This is a genomic window from Paenibacillus sp. FW126-R14, from assembly GCF_058789495.1.
Window position 1 is genome coordinate 1 of record NZ_JBYTBS010000063.1, and the last position, 18,472, is coordinate 18,472.

Consider the following 18,472-nt stretch of genomic DNA (forward strand, 5'->3'; position numbering starts at 1 on the left):
ATATGCCGTTGTAGCTCAACTGGTAGAGCAACTGACTTGTAATCAGTAGGTTGGGGGTTCAAGTCCTCTCGACGGCACCACAAAACCCAAAAAAGTGAAGCTAAGCTTTGTAAGCAGCGCCGATTACTTTTTCGGGGCCCAGCAACACTCGTTATCATGGAGGCTTAGTGAAGTGGCTAAACACGGCAGACTGTAAATCTGCTCTCTCCGAGTTCGGTGGTTCGAATCCATCAGCCTCCATTTCCTTGCTTTAGGGGCATAGTTTAAAGGTAGAACAAAGGTCTCCAAAACCTTTGGTGTGGGTTCGATTCCTGCTGCCCCTGCCAACAAAGTAACAAATTAATATTGTGGCGGTCGTGGCGAAGGGGTTAACGCACCGGTTTGTGGATCCGGCATTCGCGGGTTCAAGTCCCGTCGTCCGCCCATTACGACCAAATCATAATAATGGGGATTAGCCAAGCGGTAAGGCAACGGACTTTGACTCCGTCATGCCAAGGTTCAAATCCTTGATCCCCAGTTTCTTATATGAGTCATTAGCTCAGTTGGTAGAGCACCTGACTTTTAATCAGGGTGTCGTAGGTTCGAATCCTACATGACTCACCACATATGCGGAAGTGGCTCAGGGGTAGAGCATCGCCTTGCCAAGGCGAGGGTCGCGGGTTCGAATCCCGTCTTCCGCTTCATAATCTTCCTACAAAAAAGCCTTGCGAACCAAGGTTTTTTTGTCATTTGTACGATCTAGAGATCTCCCGCATTTTCATATGCCGATTCCAACATGTTATAATGAACCGGATTAAATCAGGAGATGATGGCCCAATGGAATTCGTGAAAATGTATTTGACGTATTTGAAAAAAAACTTGTTCATGAGACTGCTGCTCCTGTTCTCTCTGATTACGGTTATCACGATTATTTCTTTTTCTTATTTCATGTATCGTTCGATGTCGCAAGCTGCGATTAATCGAGAGTTGGATATACAGAAGAAAGCAATGACGAACGTAAACAATTATTTGGGGGAGAAATACGAGTCGACGCAGTCCATTTTATTCGGATTGTATCGGGATAGCTCGCTGGCTGCGGGTGTCTCATTCATGCTGCAGCACCCCTTCCAGGAATATGTACAGCATAGTCTTGAACAGTACAAGTACAGTCTTGGGGGAACCAGCACATGGAATGACGGCTTGCAGTATTTCAAAAATCATCTGGACGACGACGAGGATATCCAGAATCTGATGCTGTACAGCGTGGATCAACAGGTGCTGTATGTGCTGGGCCGCAATCGCCAATTGCGAATGGTCTCGGCGAATGCAACGCATTCTTATATTCCGGAGGCGATGGCGCTTGATAGCAAAAGCGTTTCCCTGCCCAATGTATGGCTTCGCGAAGCCGCGGAGCAATGGGATAACCATTTATACGCCGTTCGATCGCCAATCAATGATAAGCAGACGCTGAAAAATATCGGCCAACAGATCGTATTCTTCAGTTCGGATGGGATCTGGAAAGTTTTATCGAGTGAGAAGGAAGAGCTGAAGGGAACCCTTCTCGTTGTAACGCCGGATGGCGGCGTCGTGTTCGACTCCTCGGACAAGTTTTACGGCCAGCCCTATCCCTACATGGATCAGGTAGGCTCGCTTTATGAGAACAGCGATGTGAATCAAACGGCCTATGTGACGAAGCTGACGCAAAGCAAAGGAGATTTCATCGTTGTCGGCTTGATGCCTAAGGATGAGCTGGCGGCGTCGTCGCGGCGAATTGGGACTACGATTTTTACGATTAGCGCAATCTGCATATTTTTTACGATTCTGCTTCCGTCCCTGGTTGTATGGAATGTGGCCAAGCGAACGAAGCAGATTATTCGATTCACGCGTAAAGTCAGACAGGGCGATCTCAGCGCAAGGATTCCGGATAACCGGGAGGACGAGCTGGGCCAAATTTCCCGCAGTTTTAACGAGATGATCGAGGAATTGAATCAATATATCGATCGTGTGTACAAGGCGGATATTAAGCAAAAGCATACGGAACTATCGGCTTTACAGGCTCGCGTCAATCCTCACTTTCTATACAATACGCTGGAAGTGATTCGCATGCGGGCGATTACTCAAGGCGCACATGACGTCAGCGAGATGATCTACAGCTTGTCGATGCTTTTCCGAAGTTTTGTTCAGCAGAAGAAAACGTACACGCTGAAGGATGAACTGGAAGCATGCCGGCTATATTTGGAGCTGTTCCAGATTCGCTATAAGGATAAATTTACGTACGCGATCGAATGTGATCGGAAGCTGGCGTCCAACCCTGTTATGAAAATGTCGCTGCAGCCTGTTATTGAGAATTACATTGTCCACGGCTTGCGCAGTGAAAGCAGCGACAACAAGCTTCAAATCCGAGTGACTCAGGTCGAGGAGTTCATTCATGTGCAAGTAGTGGACAACGGCAACGGCATTACGCCCGAGCGATTGAGCGAGCTGGAGACTTTCTTGGAAACGGAAGAAAAGGAAGGGGAGTCTTTCGGCCTGCGCAGCATCCATCAGAGGCTCAAGCTTCTCTACGGCGGCGAATACGGCTTAGGGCTGCGAAGCGAGGCAGGGAAAGGCACGACGGTAGACATATGGCTGCCTATGGACGTGGGGAAGGAGGGTTACCATGTTTAGGGTGTTTATTGTGGACGACGAGCCGTTCATCATCGAAGGCTTGTACGACATTATCGATTGGGCCGAGGCCGGGCTTGAAATTGTAGGGCATGCGAGCAACGGGCAGAAGGCTTTGGAAGCTCTACAGGAAACATCGGTCGATATTCTGTTAACGGACATCTCCATGCCCGTGATGAACGGTTTGGAGTTGATTCGTGAGGCTAGAACGGTTCACCCGGGTTTGCTGTTTATTGTGCTCAGCGGTTTCGATGATTTCTCTTATTTAAAAGAAGGCATGATGCTCGGCATCGAGAATTATTTGCTGAAGCCGATCAACATCAAAGAATTGAAGGCGACGCTGAACAATGCGGTGGAGAAGCTGAACACCTTCAAGGAGACTCGTTTGGTGCAGGCATACAGCAAGCAAGTTTTAAAAGATAACACGCTGCATCGCTGGTTAACGCATCAGATCGCCCCGCTGGAATTTTATGAACGGGCAGAACTTCTAGGCATCAATCTCGATCGCGCCTATATGGCAGCCTCTGTGCTTAGAACGGAATCGGAGGCTTCGGAAACGTTCGAATCCATCTCTTCGCGGGTGGAATCGTGCGACTGGCTGACCTCGTTCTTCGATTTGGATGGAGATATCGTGCTGCTTGCGGCTATGGATGACGCCGATCGAGGCCGGCAAGAGCTCATCCAACTGCTTAAGCAGCTTCAAGCCGGGATGCCCCATCGTCCGCTCCGTATCACAATAGGCAGCGTAGAGCATCTGCCTGAGCAAGCGGGGCAAAGCTACGCGGCGGCTAAAAAGGCGCAGGAGTATTTCTGGATCTATCCTGAGCTTCAACTGATCGATGATCATGACCTTGCGGTTCGTGAAGGGAATCCGAAAGCAAATTTCTCCCTGATTGATTGGCCGGCTTATGCCAAGCTGATCGTCGCCAAGGATGGAGCGAGTCTTTGCCAGCTCATCCAGAGCGATTTGAAGCGGATTCAGTCGCTGCCGGGAATCACGCCCCAAGATTTTCAGGATATTGCGTTCGAGATGGTCATTCATTTCAAAATGGAGCTGAAAGCGATCCGGCATGCCGAGGAACCGGAGGTCTACAATCAAGCTTTTCACCAAATCAGGAACGCTGTCACCCTGGAAGATCTGGAAAAGGCGATTTTGGATATTGCTGAAACGACCGTCGGTCTCCTGATTTCAGACGTTCGCAGCCCGATTGTGCAGCAAGTGTTGAAATATATTCAACAATCGTATGCGGAAGAGCTGTCGCTCAAAATGCTGGGGGCGCTCTACAATATTCATCCGGTCTACTTAGGCCAGCTTTTTCACAAAGAGATCAACGAGTCGTTCACGGAATATATTAACCGGTACCGGATTGAGAAAGCGAAAGAACTGTTGAAAACGACGAATGCCAAAGTTCTGGTCATCGCCAAAGATGTGGGCTATTGGGAAGTGGGCTATTTTTATAAACAGTTTAAAAAGTATGTCGGGATATCGCCGACGGATTATCGAGGACTGCTCTAGGGAAAACTGGAGGTCAGTCCTCTTTGTTATTTTCTTTGATTTTTACATGGATCATTTAATTTATCGTCTATTTGTAAATGCTTTCATGGGTTACTGTAAATATAGCCCCTCGGGCTTATACATTAGAGCACTTCACAGGGAGGATATACAATGAGCAAGATGAAGAAACGCCTAGCTACTACACTTGGACTAACCCTTGCAGTTTCTATGACACTTAGTGCGTGTGGAAGCAAAGATGCCACCGACTCGAAATCGACGGGAACTCCAAATAAACCGGTTGAGTTAATTTGGTACACCATTGGTACGCCGCAAAAAGACGTTAATCGCGTAATGACGGAAGTTAGCAAATACACAGCCGAGAAAATTGGCGTAACCGTTAAAATGAACATGCTCGACTGGGGCGATTATGCCCAAAAAATGCAAGTGATGACTGCTTCCGGAACGCCGATGGATATTATGTTCACGTCTTCGTGGGCCTTCGATTATGTACAAAACGCGCGTAAAGGCGCATTCGCACCGATTGACGAGCTTCTCCAGAAAAGTGGCCAAGGTATCGTCAAAGCTTTGGACCCGGCATTTCTAAGCGGTTCCAAAGTGGACGGGCATAACTATGGCGTGCCGGCCAATAAAGAGCTTCCGGCGCAGGACGTATGGCGCTTCAACAAAAATCTGGTCGACAAATACAATTTGAGCCTGGATAAAGTCAACACGCTCGAAAGCGTAGAGCCGCTACTCAAAGCGATCAAAGAAAAAGAACCGAATGTCTACCCGTTTGCAGTGGACAAAACGTTCATGCCGTATGTCCCTTATGACTATGTGATTGAGAAAATGCCGATGGCTGTGAAGCTCGAGAACACGGACTATAAGGTAGTTAACATTCTGGATACTCCGGAAATGAAGCAAGCTCTTAAAACGATGAACAGCTACTACAAAGCAGGCTACATTCCTACGGAAGCTGCCACGCTTAGCTCGCTGAATGATGTGCAAGTTACAGGAAAATGGTTCATGGATAAAGCAACGAACCAACCTTTTGCGGACAACCTATGGTCTGCGAGCTATGGCTACCCGGTTGTTTCGAAGCAAGCTAGCCCTGCAATGATTTACAACTGGTCTGTTATGGGTTCCATGCAGGCAATCTCGGCGAATTCCAAATATCCTGAAAAAGCGATGGAGTTCCTGAACCTGCTGAACACGGATCCGGTGCTTCGCAACATGGTCGATTCCGGTATCGAAGGCGTTCACTACAAAAAAATCGGCGAAGACAAGATGGAGAACTTGCCGGAATCCAAAAACTATGACATGCCGACGTTCTCCCTAGGCAACGTTCTGCTTACGTATAAAGATCCAAAAGACCCTGATAACAAATGGGACGAGTTCAAGAAGTTCAACGATACGGGCATCCCTTCACCGCTTCTTGGATTCAACTTCGATCCAACGAAAGTAACGGCGGAAATCGCCGCGGTGCAAAACGTGAAAGAAGAGTTCTGGGCAACATTGATGACAGGCACAGTTGATCCTGACAAATTCATCCCGCTGGCTAACGAGAAATTCAAAGCGGCCGGATTGGATAAAATCATGGCAGAAGCGCAAAGTCAAATCGATGCTTGGAAAACAGCGAACAAGAAATAAGTGGTTTGGAGATGAGGCGAATGGTGAACATTCGCCTGATCTTTTTCCAATCTGATCATGAGGGGTGATTGTATGACAAGAATAGGAGCATTCTTTAAAGATGTTAAACAAAGCAAAGTGCTGCTGCTCATGGCATTGCCAGCGACGATCTGGTTCCTGTTCTTCTCTTATTTACCCATGGCCGGCATGGTGATTGCTTTTAAGCAGTACCGCTATAGCCGAGACGGCTTTTGGGCAAGTATTGTGGAAAGCAAATGGGTAGGACTGCAAAACTTCAAGTTTCTTTTCAGCACGCATGACGCGTATATCATTACACGTAATACACTGCTGTACAATATCGTATTTATTGTTGTAGGACTGGTACTTTCCGTAGGGTTAGCTATTGTCTTATCGGAAATTGCCAACAAGAAGCTGGCGAAGCTGTACCAAACGGGGATGTTCCTGCCCTACTTTTTATCCTGGGTTATTGTAGGCTACTTCGTGTTCAGTTTCCTGAACTTTGACAAAGGGATGCTGAATCATATTCTCTCCTCTTTCGGAGTGGATCCGATCCAATGGTATAACGACAAGACATACTGGCCTCTTATTATCATCTTGGTTTACTTATGGAAGTCCGTAGGCTATAGCAGCGTTGTTTATTTGGCAGCAATTATGGGCATTGACAAGTCGCTTTATGAGGCTGCGATGATTGACGGGGCAAGCAAGTGGCAGCAAATTAAGCACATCACTTTCCCGATGTTGAAACCGCTGATGACGATTCTGACTTTGCTCGCGATCGGCCGTATTTTCTATGCCGATTTCGGTTTATTTTTACAGGTGCCAAGAGATTCAGGAACGCTGTATTCGGTAACGAACGTTATCGACACTTATGTATACCGCGGCCTCAAATCAACCGGGGAAATCGGGATGAGTACAGCGGCAGGTCTGTATCAATCAGTCATTGGCTTCATTCTTGTCATGACATCGAACTATGTGGTTAGAAAATTCGATAAAGATAACGCACTGTTCTAATAAGCTTTCGGAAAGGAGGACGTTCAAGTGATTGCCAAACCGGTGAAGAGTCGCGATTTTCATAAATTGCCGCCTGTTTTGAATATATTGTTTAACCTCGTCGCGGGGATTTTTGCATTTGCCTGTGTGTTTCCCTTTATTTTTGTAACGATTATCTCGTTTACGGATGAGAAGACGCTAAGCAGCAACGGGTATCGGATTTTTCCTGAGAAGTGGAGTTTGGAAGCGTACCGGTATTTGTTTAAAGCCGGGGATCAGCTGCTTCTTTCTTATGGTGTAACGATTCTAGTAACGGTAGTTGGAACGATAGTAAGCTTGCTGTTGACGGCGACGTTTGCCTATGCGATTTCACGCAAAAGTTTTAAATTCCGCAATTTTTTCGGATTTTTTGCTTTTTTCACAATGCTGTTTAACGGTGGACTCGTACCGACTTATATTGTTGTCACGCAATTAATGGGGCTTAAAGATTCCTTATGGGCTTTGATTTTACCGCTGGCGGGCAATGCGTTCTACATTATGATCATGCGGACTTTCTTCAGCACGTCCGTGCCTGATGCGATTATTGAATCCGGGAAAATCGACGGGGCCGGCGAATTCGGCATTTTCGTCAGATTGGTGCTGCCGCTTTCGCTTCCGGGACTGGCCACGATCGGCTTGTTCAGTACGCTGGGGTACTGGAACGATTGGTTTAATGCGCTGCTTTACATCGATACGCCTAATCTTGTACCGCTGCAATCGATGCTGATGCGCATCGAGAACAGCATGCAGTTCTTGCTGCAGAATACGAGCAATCCTTCGATTGGCGTAGGCTTGCTGCAATCGCTGCCGCAGGATACGTCGCGGATGGCAATGGTTGTTCTTGCAACGGGACCGATTATTTTTGCGTATCCGTTTTTCCAACGTTACTTTATTCAAGGCTTGACGGTCGGCGCCGTGAAAGAGTAATTCATTCGAATTCCTATGAACGATTCATAATCAAATTAATGTGGAGGACTGACCATGGAACAATTCAGACTGCCGAAAATTGCGATGCCGAAGCTGGAACTGCCAAAGTCGATTCAAGACGTATTGGCCGAAGCCGAAGAGAAGCTGGCGCATCGTCCGAAGCTTTTGCAATTATTTAAAAACTGCTTCCCTAACACGCTCGAGACAACGACGAAGCTGATGGACGACGGAACGACATTCGTTATTACGGGGGATATCCCGGCATCCTGGCTGCGCGATTCGGTCGAACAGGTGATGCACTATGTGCCGTTCGCGAAGAATGATCCGGAGCTGGCGCGCATCCTAAGCGGATTGATTAAACGCCATATTCAATATATTCACATCGACCCTTACGCGAACGCTTTTAACGAGTCGGCGAACGACTGGCACTGGAACAAAGCGGACCAAACCGAGATGTCGCCATGGGTATGGGAGCGGAAATTCGAGCTCGATTCCTTGTGCTTCTCGATGCGTCTGGCTTACACGTATTGGAAGGAAACGGAGCTAACGGATATTTTCGATGCCGGATTCAAAGCGGCGATGGTCAAAATCTACGAGCTCTTCAAGACGGAACAGCACCACTTCGAGCAGTCTCCTTATCGTTTTACCCGCAATAATGGAATTCCTACCGACTCGCTGCGCAATAACGGGCTGGGGATGCCGGTAAACTATACAGGCATGGTTTGGTCGGGTTTCCGTTCAAGCGACGATGCTTGCGATTTTCATTACAACATCCCTGCGAATATGTTTGCGGTTGTAGCCCTTCGCCATATGCAAGAATTCGCGGAGTGGGTATTCCGGGATGCCGACTTCTTGGATGATCTGAAAGCGCTGGAAGCGGACATTGATCACGGCATCCAACTGTACGGCATCTATCGCCATCCGGTGTTCGGACCGATCTATGCCTATGAGACAGACGGCTTCGGCAACTACTGCCTGATGGATGACGCGGGTACGCCTGGACTTATGTCCATTCCGTATCTGGGTTATGTTTCCGCTGACGATCCGATCTATCAGAACACAAGACGGTTCGCGCTCAGCAAAGAAAATCCGTTCTATTTCGAAGGCAAAATAGCGAAAGGAATCGGCAGCCCGCACACGCCGGACAATTATATTTGGCATATGGCTTTATCCATGCAGGGAATAACGGCTTCGACGGCGGAAGAGAAGCTGGCGATGATCGACATGCTCGAAGCGACGGACGCTGGCACCGGATTCATGCATGAAGGCTTTCATGCCGACGATCCATCCATTTTTACGCGAAAATGGTTCGCCTGGTCGAACAGCTTGTTCTCCCAGCTCGTGTACAAAGCGATGAAGGAAGGGTTGCTATGAGTCGTCCTGTTATCATTTTTGCCGATGCTGCTTTTCCGGGCGTTTCATCGCTTGAAGTTCGGGCCGAAGAGCTGGCGGCGCAGGGCGCGCTTGTTGTCGGTGCAGACGGGCTCGGCGAAGCGCTTCGCCAAGCGGACGGGGGATGCTTCGTCAATCTGCATGCCCCTTATTTCCCCAAGTCTGCCTGGCCGGACATTCTCGCGTTCTTAAAGCGCGGCGGAGGTCTTCTCAGCGTAGGCGGAGCAGCCTTCAAGCGGCCGGTTCGCCGGCAGGGGGGCTCTTGGCATGTGGAAGAGGAGCAAACGGCTTATCATCAGCAGTTGTTCATCCATGAAATGCTTCGTGTCGATGACGCTCCGATTAGCAGCTATAAGGCTTTAGAAGCCGTGCCGCTGCTGAAAGGGCAGGAATCGCTGTTCGCGGTGGCGGGTACGTGGAACATGGTGCCGCATACGACGCGGAACAGTGATTTGCCTCATCAAATGGGGGCTGCGGGTACGATGAGTACGCAGATTTATCCCCTTTTGAAAGGCATTAGCAAGGAAGGCCGCGAAGTCGCTGCGCCTGTCGTGTTATGGGAAAACTCGCGCGGCGAGTTCGTCGGCTCGCGCTGGATATTCGTCAACGTTCCACTCAGCGCTTCGTTCTTCCGCGATGGCGGAGCCAAGACTCTGCTGGCTTGGGCGGCATATTGCGCCAAAGGCGTGACCGAGCTGTGGATCAAACCGAATTATGCGAGCTATGAGCAAGGGGAGCGTGCGGTGCTGACGCTTCAAACCCAGTTCATGGGGAGGCATAGCGCTTCGGCCAAAGTATGGACATTCGACATTCAGGTAGAACGTGAAGACGGCGCACAAGCCGGTTGGACCTATCAAATGACGGCTGACGTGAACAAGGAATTTAATCTTGTGCGTATCCCTGTGCCTTTGACGATTGAGCCTGGCTTGTACCGGGTGACATGCAAAGCGGTGGCAGAGGACGGCGAGATGCGCGTGCTGCGCCAGGGGTTCTGGGGCTATGATGCCAACCTCCTTCAGGAAGGTACGCCGATCGTCTGCGACAGAGACTATTTCATCAAAGACGGACGTCCGCTGCCGGTCGTCGGCATGACGTACATGACTTCCGATGTCGCACGCAAATTCCTGTTCCTGCCGAACGCCGATGTGTGGGACCGGGATATGGCCCAGATGGCCAAAGCGGGCATTAACTGGATTCGCACAGGCATATGGACAGCGTACCGCAATATTATGCAGGTGGACGGCCATGCTTCCGAAGAAGTGCTGCGATCGATCGACGCTTTCTTCTTGACGGCGAAGAAACATAACTTGCAGGTGACGTTCACCTTCTTCTCCTTCACACCGGAGACGTGGGAAGGCGTCAACCCGTACTTGGACCCGCAAAGCGTGGAAGCGCAGAAGCGGTTTATCCGCTCAATCGTGTCACGTCACACGGCTTCGACGTATGTGGATTGGGACCTGATCAACGAGCCTTCGATGTTTGATCCGGCGCAAATTTTCTCCGACGGCCCCCGCACGAGCCGCGACGCATTCGAGCAGGCAGCATTTATAGATTGGCTTAAAGCTAGGCACGGCAGCATTGAGCTGCTTCAAGAGCGATGGAATATGTCGCCCGAACAGCTCCCGAATTTCGAAGCCGCCGCGATTCCAGAGGCGGACAGCATTAACTTCGACGTGCAGGATATGCACCGGGCGAAGAAGGGAACGCGCTGGCTGGACTACTGCTTGTTCTCCATGGATATGCATAATCGCTGGGCGAAGGAGCTTTACGATACGATCAAGGAACTCTGTCCGAACCATCTCGTCGTGGTCGGTCAGGATGAAGCGCTGGGCGCGCAGCGGCCTTCTCCGTTGTTTTATGAGGAAGCTGTGGATTATACAACCGTGCATTCGTGGTGGCTGAACGATCAGCTTGTGTGGGATGGTATTTTTGCAAAAACGCACAATAAACCGAATGTCATCCAAGAAACAGGCATCATGTACGTGGAGACGCCGGATGGCCGCGCCAAACGTTCGGAGAACGAGCTGCGCAGCATATTGGAGCGCAAATACGCCTATGCCTTTGCAACAGGGGGCGCCGGAGCCATTCATTGGATATGGAATACCAATTTCTATATGGATAATGCCAACGAGTCGCATATCGGAGCGCTGCGCGCCGACGGTACGGAGAAACCGGAGGCCGACGTTTCTTACGATTTCGGGCGGTTCATGGCGGAGATCCGGGATTTATTCGAGGAGCGGGCGCTGGAAGACATTGTGGCGATCTTCCCGTATTCGAATGACTTTTCCAACCGGAAAATGGCATTCGATGCCACGACGCAGATGACGCGCGTGTTTTCCTATCAGCTGAACATGCCGCTGCGCGCGGCTTCGGAATATCATTTGGACATGTTAGCGGAGCAGCCTGCGAAACTGATTGTGCTGCCGAGCGCGCATAATATCGACGAACAAGCGTGGAACAAGCTGATGGATATCGTCAAAAGTACGGGCGCAACGCTCCTTGCAACGGGTCCGATCAGCCTTGATGCTTATTGGAAGCCAGCGCTTCGCCTCACCGATGTGTTAGGCGAAGGGGAGCTGCACAATGTGCGCCGGGAAGAAATGCTTCGACTGCAAGGCGCAGAGCTGCCGGTATCCTTCGGGCGGCGCCGCATCGCCGAAGCGGTGAAAGAAGTGCGTGCTGCAAGTACCGGCCGCATGGGGGATGAGGTGGTTGATATCCCGCTGGGCAAAGGCCGGCTCATCTGGAGTCCGCTGCCGGTGGAATTGAACGAACGGACGGACACGCTGGTTGCCTTGTACCAATACGCCATCGAGGCGGCAGGCTGCGAAAGCGGCTTGCAATGGAAGCAAGGCGGCGATATCGCAGGTGTATACGGAAGGAAGCTGCGTTACAAGAACGGCTTCTTGTACGTATTCGTATCCGAGTTTGCCTGGGATGCCAAAGTTGAAGTTCGAGATACGGACAGCGGAGCGGCCTATGCATTTACGTTGGAGAAAGAGCGTTCGGTGCTCTTTGCAGCGGATTCCGCAGGCAACATCCTCTCCGTCTACCGGCCGGACGAAGTCCATATTGAAAGGAGTTAGGCTATGAGTACGAAACGAACAGCCCATATCATTTCCCACACGCATTGGGACCGGGAATGGTATTTGCCCTATGAGAAGCATCATGTCCGCTTGGTTAAGCTAGTGGACACTTTATTGGATAAACTGGATAACGATCCGCATTACCGCAGCTTTTATTTGGACGGTCAAACGATTATTTTGGAAGATTACTTGCAGGTCAGACCCGATCAGAAAGGGAAGCTGGAAAAATATATCCAAGATGGCCGGATTATTATCGGTCCTTGGTATATTTTGCAGGACGCTTTCCTTACAAGCGGGGAAGCGAATGTCCGCAATATGCAAATCGGGCATCAGGATGCAAGGAAATATGGCGCCGTCGCGAAGGTCGGCTATTTTCCCGATACGTTCGGTCTCGTAGGCCAAACGCCGCAGCTGATGCGGCAATCCGGCATTACGAACGCGGTATTCGGCCGCGGCGTGAAGCCGACAGGCTTTAACAATACCGTCTCGGACGGCGATTATGAATCCTCGTTCTCCGAGCTGATGTGGGAAGGGCCGGACGGTTCCAAAGTGCTCGGCATTCTGTTTGCCAATTGGTACTCGAACGGCAATGAAATTCCTTTGGATCGCGACGAAGCGAAGGCATACTGGGAGCGGAAGCTGACGGATGCGGAAAAATATGCCTCGACAGGCGAGCTGCTCTTCATGAACGGCTGCGATCATCAACCGGTGCAGCTTGATTTGCCGGAAGCGATTCAAACGGCGCGGGAATTGTACCCGGATACCGTTTTCATTCATTCGAATTTTATCGATTATTTGCAGTCCGTGGAGCGTTCCATGAAGCATGAGCTTTCTACGGTAAAAGGCGAGCTTCGCAGCCAGCGCACAGACGGCTGGTCAACGCTGGTGAACACCGCTTCCGCACGCGTCTATTTGAAGCAGATGAATCAGGTGGGGCAAGCGATGCTGGAAAAAGTCGCCGAGCCGCTCGCTGCCATCGCGCACACACTCGAAGCAGGTGAAAAGTATCCGCACCACCTGTTCACGTACGCGTGGAAAACACTGATGCAGAACCATCCGCATGACAGCATTTGCGGCTGCAGCGTGGATGAGGTGCACCGGGAAATGGTCACCCGCTTTGAAAAAAGCCGTCATGTGGCAGAAGCCATTACGGCTGACAGTTCCCGTGCGATTGCTGAAGCAGTCGACACGTCAAGCTTTGAAGGAACAGGCAAGGATGCGCTGCCTGTGGTCGTTTTTAATACGTCCGGCTGGGCGCGCACAGGCGTTGTCCACATCGAAATAGATGCGCTGCGCCTCTATTTCCGTGACGGATACACGCTGGAAGAAGCAAGCCGCCTTGCGAAAGCGGCGGATGTTTCGGGGCGTGTGCTGGTGGACGAGCAGGGCCATGCGATTCCGTGCTCGGTGGAAGATCTCGGCTTGCAATTCGGCTACGATTTGCCCGACGACAAATTCCGTCAGCCGTATATGTGCCGCAAAGTGAAGCTGACTTTCGAGGCGGAGAAGGTTCCTGCCTTGGGGCTGAAAACTTACGCTTGGGTGAAAAGAGAGTCGGCGGTCGCGCAGTCCTCGCTCCTCACCGGGGATCGCGTGCTGGAAAATGCAGCGCTGAAAATTACAATAGCGGAGGACGGCTCCTTCACGCTCACGGATAAGAAGAGCGGCCGTACGTACCGCGATTTGGGCATTTACGAGAATACCGGAGATATCGGCAACGAGTATATGTACAAACAGCCGGATGGCGAAACGGCATTAACGACCCGCGGTGCAGCCGCGCAAATTCGTGTGCTGCAAGACACGCCCTATCAGGCTGCGTTTGAAATCGTTCACGATTGGGAAATTCCTGCTTCGGCGGATGAGAAGCTGGAGGAAGAGCAGCGCGATTTGGTCTACTTCCCGCATCGCAAAGCGCAGCGTTCCACGCGCATGGTGCCGATGACCATCCGCACGGTTGTCACCTTGAGCCGCAGCGGCAAATGGGTCGAGATTGCGTCGACTTTCAACAATCAGGCGAAAGACCATCGTCTTCGGATGCTGTTCCCGACGGATTTGAATACGAGCGTTCATCGCGTGGATTCGATGTTTGAAATCCCGCAGCGGGATAACGTACCGGCAGCGGAATGGGAGAATCCAAGCAACACGCAGCACCAACAAGCATTTGTTGATGTGAGTGAAGCGGGAGCAGGTCTTGTTGTGGCCAATCTCGGTTTGAACGAATACGAAATTGTGCAGGACGGACGCAATACAATTGCGGTGACCTTGCTCCGTGCGGTTGGCGAGCTTGGCGACTGGGGCTTGTTCCCTACGCCGGAAGCGCAGTGTTTAGGCGCGCACACGGTTCGGATGGCCATCATCCCATACAGCGATGACGACATGCAGGCCGGCGCTTATGCGGAGGCTTATCAATTCCAAATCCCGTGGACGCTATGCCAAACGGGTGTTCACGCCGGAAGGATCGCGCCAACGTACGCGCCATTCCAGTGGGAAGGCGGCGACTTGGCTTTCTCTTCGCTGAAGTTGAATGAAGGAACAGGCGATCTGCTCTTGCGTTGGTACAACATGAGACCGCAATCAGCCGAGCTGCAGCTCAGTTCCAACATTCCGTATTACTATTTCTACAAGAGCACGATCATGGAAGAGCACGGCGAGCGCGTCGATACGGACGCTGCGGGCCGGTTGTCTCTGCCGGTAGGGGCTTGTGAAATCGTGACGATCGGGATAAAGTAAGGTTGGAAAAAGGCTGTCCCCAATAAGAACCAAGGAGCTATGCGATCTGTCTTCGCTTAGCTCCTTGGTTTTTTGACGTGCCTGAGTTAGTGTAGATTTCTAATAGAATCGGCAGAATTTTTATATTTCATAAACTTGGAAAAAGGCTTACTATAAATTTAATATAGGGTATAAGGTGGGTGAATTTATGGGATTAAAACACTTCGTTCTGCCATACCGGTAAAAAGCAAGCTTCTGCTGTTCTTTATTTTTATTGCCTTAATACCGATCAGCATTTTGAGTATACACCAGTATGTATCTGCCAAAAGTTTCGTCCTACAAAATGTCGGTGACAACAATTACAAAGTTATCTCAAACATTCTAGACAGTATCGACAAGCAAATCGAGCAGGCAAATAACTTGGCTGAATCGCTGTATATTGATGTGAATGTGGTCAATCAGCTGCGGCGGGAACCTTCAACAGTGAATGATTTTGATATTCAAAAAAGGCAGGCTATCCAAAGCATTGGCAGAAAGTTCGAAGCTATGCCCGTCACAAATTATATACTCTCATTATTCGTTCTCGGAGAAAACGGTTTGGATCTTCGGAACGGAGCGGAAGGAGCGATGATTAATCCCGAAGATTTTCGTGCGGCGGATTGGTTTAAAAAGGGAATGGAAGCCAATGGGAAAATGTATTGGGGAGGGATATCGCGAAATTTTACGAAGATTACGAAACAGGATTATGTCATTCCCCAACACACAGTTATTAAGGATCTGGCAAGCGGGAACAAGCTGGGAACTTTATTAGTTCTCTATAGTCCGAGCATGTTCAGTGACAGCTTCAAGGAAATGATGCTAAACCAGGAAGAAAGAATGTATTTAGTGGATGATCAGGGGAATATCCTGGCCACGAACCAACCGGAGGGATTGGGAGACAGCATCGGCAGCAAACAATATTTTAAACAATTGTTAAATGGGGCAGCTCCCTTTTATTTTGAAACGAAGATTGAAGACAGCAGCAGCTTGGTGGTTTACAAAAAATCGTTAAAAACCGGCTGGACTTTGCTCTTACGTGTTCCTGTGACTCAGGTTGAGGAGCAGAAGGCAGCTGCTATCAAACCAATGATTAGTATCGTCATTATCGTGGTTTTGCTGTGTATATTGTTCTCTTACTATTTCTTTAGAAATCTGCTGGAGGAAAGCGTTCAAAAGGAGAAGGAGAAGCGGATTGCAGAAATACGAATGCTGCAAAGCCAAATCAATCCGCATTTTTTATATAATACGTTAAATTCTATAAAGGTAATGGCTTCCATGCAAGGGTCAAAGGGCATCGAGCATATGGTCAGTGCCTTGGGACGCTTGCTTAAAGATACGTTAAGCGGTGTTAACGATAAGATTACGCTGCGGGAAGAGCTGAGCATCCTTGAAGATTATATGTACATCCAGAAAATCCGCTATAAAGGAAAGGTGCAATTTACAAAGCATGTGTCGGATGAACATCTTTTGCAGTGCAAAATTCTTAAATTTATGTTTCAACCGATCATAGAAAACGCAATATTTCACGGGATTGAGCCTAAAGACGAGGCAGGGGAGATTGTGCTGACCGCCTATCGGCAGGGTGACAGACTGGTCATTGAAGTGTGGGATAACGGAATCGGCATGACGCAAGAAAAAATGGCGAGTATTCGTAAACATGTGGGGAGTCCGGGTGCTGTAGAACAGGAAAATGGTATCGGGTTCCATAACATCAATCAGCGGATCAAGCTGGTATATGGCGAGGAATATGGATTGCATTTCGAAAGTTTAGCGGGAGAGTTTACAAAAGTAACCGTTCAGTTGCCTCTAGAAATGACTTGATACCAATCGAATGGGGGTAATTTAAGATGAAGGTTTTGATTGTGGATGATGATTCCTTGGTCAGAATCGGCCTAAAGTCCGTCATTGACTGGAAGGGGAACGGGTTTGAACTCATTGGTGAAGCCAGTGATGGAAGCAACGCGCTGGCATTCATCTCTGCTCATCAGCCCGATATCATCATTACGGATATTAAAATGCCTGTTATGAACGGCTTAGAGATGATGAAGCAGCTGGTTGAAATGAATAACAGCGCAAAGATACTCATACTAAGCAGCCATGACGAGTTTCATTTTGTAAAAGAAGCCATGAAGCTGGGGGCAGAGGATTATTTGCTTAAGCTCGAAATAGAACCGGAATCCTTGATAAGCATCCTGAAGAAGACTGCTCGCAAAATCGAAGAACGCCGGATGTGTGAGAGTAAAAAAGCAGGCGTTGAGCGTCAGATGATAAAAAATATAAATGTCATGCGAAAAAATTTCTTAAAGGATCTTATCCATCAATTTTATACGAATGAAAATGAGATGAAAGAATGCATGAATAGTTTAAACATTCGGCTTCATGCGGAGTATATTTATTGTTTTATGATAAAAGCAGGTGAGTTTTTTCTCTTTGAAGAGGCTTCTGATCAAAAGCTGCATATTTTAAGCTATTCTCTAATGAACATCGCAGAAGAGATCGTAGGCGACCTGTTCAATGGGTACTGTTTTGAAGGGAAATCAGGTGAATTCTATCTTCTGGCTTCCAGTAAAAAGGAGCTCAACGGGGTAGTCAGGGATCATAAGCTGTTGGATTTGGGCAAAAGACTGCGGGATATGCTGGAACAATACCTGAATATTACGGCGACCGTCGGGATTGGTGTTGGGAAAGGCGATCTAAAGGGAATTCAGGAGGCCTGCGCACAGGCTGTAAATGCAGTAAAAAGCCGCTTTTTTGATGGGAATGAAGGCGTAATTCTATGGAAGGAAGGGAACTTGAATACTTTCTTGATGGATAGCTTTTCAATCCTCCATATCAAGGAGAGGCTGCATCATGCCTTGTCTTTTCAGCAAAAAGAGGAATTGGAAGCTGTATTTAAGGTTATCCAGGAGGAAATATTGGGATTGCCTCTGAGTAAGAGAGCTGTTTGCAATGCTACGCTGGAGTTATTTTATATGATCAGCGAATATTGTGAGTTCTACCAGATCAAGATGGAGAAAATGCTGCTGCGCAGCAACCGGTCTTATCAACAGCTGATCCATATGGAAAGTCTTGTGTTAACGAAAAAATGGATACAAGAAGTGTTGGAAGATCTGATGAATTTTATTGATCAAGAGGAGAAAACGAGTTATTCGAGATGTATTTCGCGCGCCAAGAAGTATTTGGAAGATCACTTTTATGAAGATATTTCCCTTCAAGAATTAGCGGATGAAGTTAACCTGAATCCGTCTTATTTCAGTACATTACTGAAGAGATATACGGGTTTAAGCTTTTCGGAGTGTTTGATGCAGGTTCGAGTCGAGAAGGCAAAAGAACTTTTGGCAAAATCGGAGTATAAGGTGTATGAGGTTGGAGAAAAGGTTGGCTATCAGAACAAGTATTATTTTAACCGGATTTTTAAAAAAATAGTAGGAATCAGCCCGGGGGAGTACAAAAGAAAGATGGCCCGTCCTGTGAAAGTTTCCATATATGTATGAATTAAGTT

At 48.9% G+C, this 18,472-nt stretch carries 10 protein-coding genes and 7 tRNA genes; all 17 read left to right on the plus strand.

Annotated features, from left to right (window positions below; genetic code table 11):
* Positions 1-4 precede the first annotated feature (4 nt).
* Positions 5-80: transfer RNA gene (locus AC3WRW_RS27955), tRNA-Thr, on the plus strand.
* Positions 81-158: 78 nt separating this feature from the next.
* A tRNA-Tyr gene (locus AC3WRW_RS27960) sits at positions 159-240 on the plus strand.
* A gap of 12 nt (positions 241-252) precedes the next feature.
* Positions 253-326 (plus strand) — tRNA-Trp (locus tag AC3WRW_RS27965).
* 24 nt (positions 327-350) lie between these two features.
* A tRNA-His gene (locus AC3WRW_RS27970) sits at positions 351-423 on the plus strand.
* Between the two features lie 22 nt (positions 424-445).
* Positions 446-517: transfer RNA gene (locus AC3WRW_RS27975), tRNA-Gln, on the plus strand.
* Positions 518-527: 10 nt separating this feature from the next.
* Positions 528-603 (plus strand) — tRNA-Lys (locus AC3WRW_RS27980).
* A gap of 5 nt (positions 604-608) precedes the next feature.
* A tRNA-Gly gene (locus tag AC3WRW_RS27985) sits at positions 609-680 on the plus strand.
* Between the two features lie 136 nt (positions 681-816).
* Complete coding sequence (locus AC3WRW_RS27990; RefSeq protein WP_492549504.1) at positions 817-2,646, plus strand: sensor histidine kinase; 1,830 nt, start codon at positions 817-819, stop codon at positions 2,644-2,646.
* Positions 2,639-4,159: a response regulator gene (locus tag AC3WRW_RS27995; protein WP_492549505.1), complete on the plus strand. Its 1,521-nt coding sequence runs from the start codon at positions 2,639-2,641 to the stop codon at positions 4,157-4,159. The genes AC3WRW_RS27990 and AC3WRW_RS27995 overlap by 8 nt, the downstream gene beginning before the upstream one ends.
* A gap of 150 nt (positions 4,160-4,309) precedes the next feature.
* Positions 4,310-5,788 carry an ABC transporter substrate-binding protein gene (locus AC3WRW_RS28000; RefSeq protein ID WP_492549506.1) on the plus strand — a complete coding sequence of 493 codons (1,479 nt, stop codon included), beginning with the start codon at positions 4,310-4,312 and terminating at the stop codon, positions 5,786-5,788.
* 72 nt (positions 5,789-5,860) lie between these two features.
* Positions 5,861-6,799: an ABC transporter permease gene (locus tag AC3WRW_RS28005; protein WP_492549507.1), complete on the plus strand. Its 939-nt coding sequence runs from the start codon at positions 5,861-5,863 to the stop codon at positions 6,797-6,799.
* A gap of 27 nt (positions 6,800-6,826) precedes the next feature.
* Positions 6,827-7,744 carry a carbohydrate ABC transporter permease gene (locus AC3WRW_RS28010; RefSeq protein WP_492549508.1) on the plus strand — a complete coding sequence of 306 codons (918 nt, stop codon included), beginning with the start codon at positions 6,827-6,829 and terminating at the stop codon, positions 7,742-7,744.
* A gap of 54 nt (positions 7,745-7,798) precedes the next feature.
* Positions 7,799-9,118 (plus strand): glycoside hydrolase family 125 protein, encoded by a 1,320-nt coding sequence (locus AC3WRW_RS28015; RefSeq protein WP_492549509.1) that lies wholly within the window; start codon positions 7,799-7,801, stop codon positions 9,116-9,118.
* On the plus strand, positions 9,115-12,222 hold the full coding sequence (locus AC3WRW_RS28020; protein WP_492549510.1) for a beta-galactosidase: 3,108 nt from the start codon (positions 9,115-9,117) through the stop codon (positions 12,220-12,222). The genes AC3WRW_RS28015 and AC3WRW_RS28020 overlap by 4 nt, the downstream gene beginning before the upstream one ends.
* Before the next feature lie 3 nt (positions 12,223-12,225).
* Positions 12,226-14,952 (plus strand): alpha-mannosidase, encoded by a 2,727-nt coding sequence (locus AC3WRW_RS28025; protein WP_492549511.1) that lies wholly within the window; start codon positions 12,226-12,228, stop codon positions 14,950-14,952.
* 276 nt (positions 14,953-15,228) lie between these two features.
* Positions 15,229-16,791: a cache domain-containing sensor histidine kinase gene (locus AC3WRW_RS28030; RefSeq protein WP_492549512.1), complete on the plus strand. Its 1,563-nt coding sequence runs from the start codon at positions 15,229-15,231 to the stop codon at positions 16,789-16,791.
* 26 nt (positions 16,792-16,817) lie between these two features.
* Entirely contained in the window at positions 16,818-18,464 is a 1,647-nt protein-coding gene (locus tag AC3WRW_RS28035) for a response regulator transcription factor (RefSeq protein ID WP_492549513.1), read from the plus strand.
* Positions 18,465-18,472 lie beyond the last annotated feature (8 nt).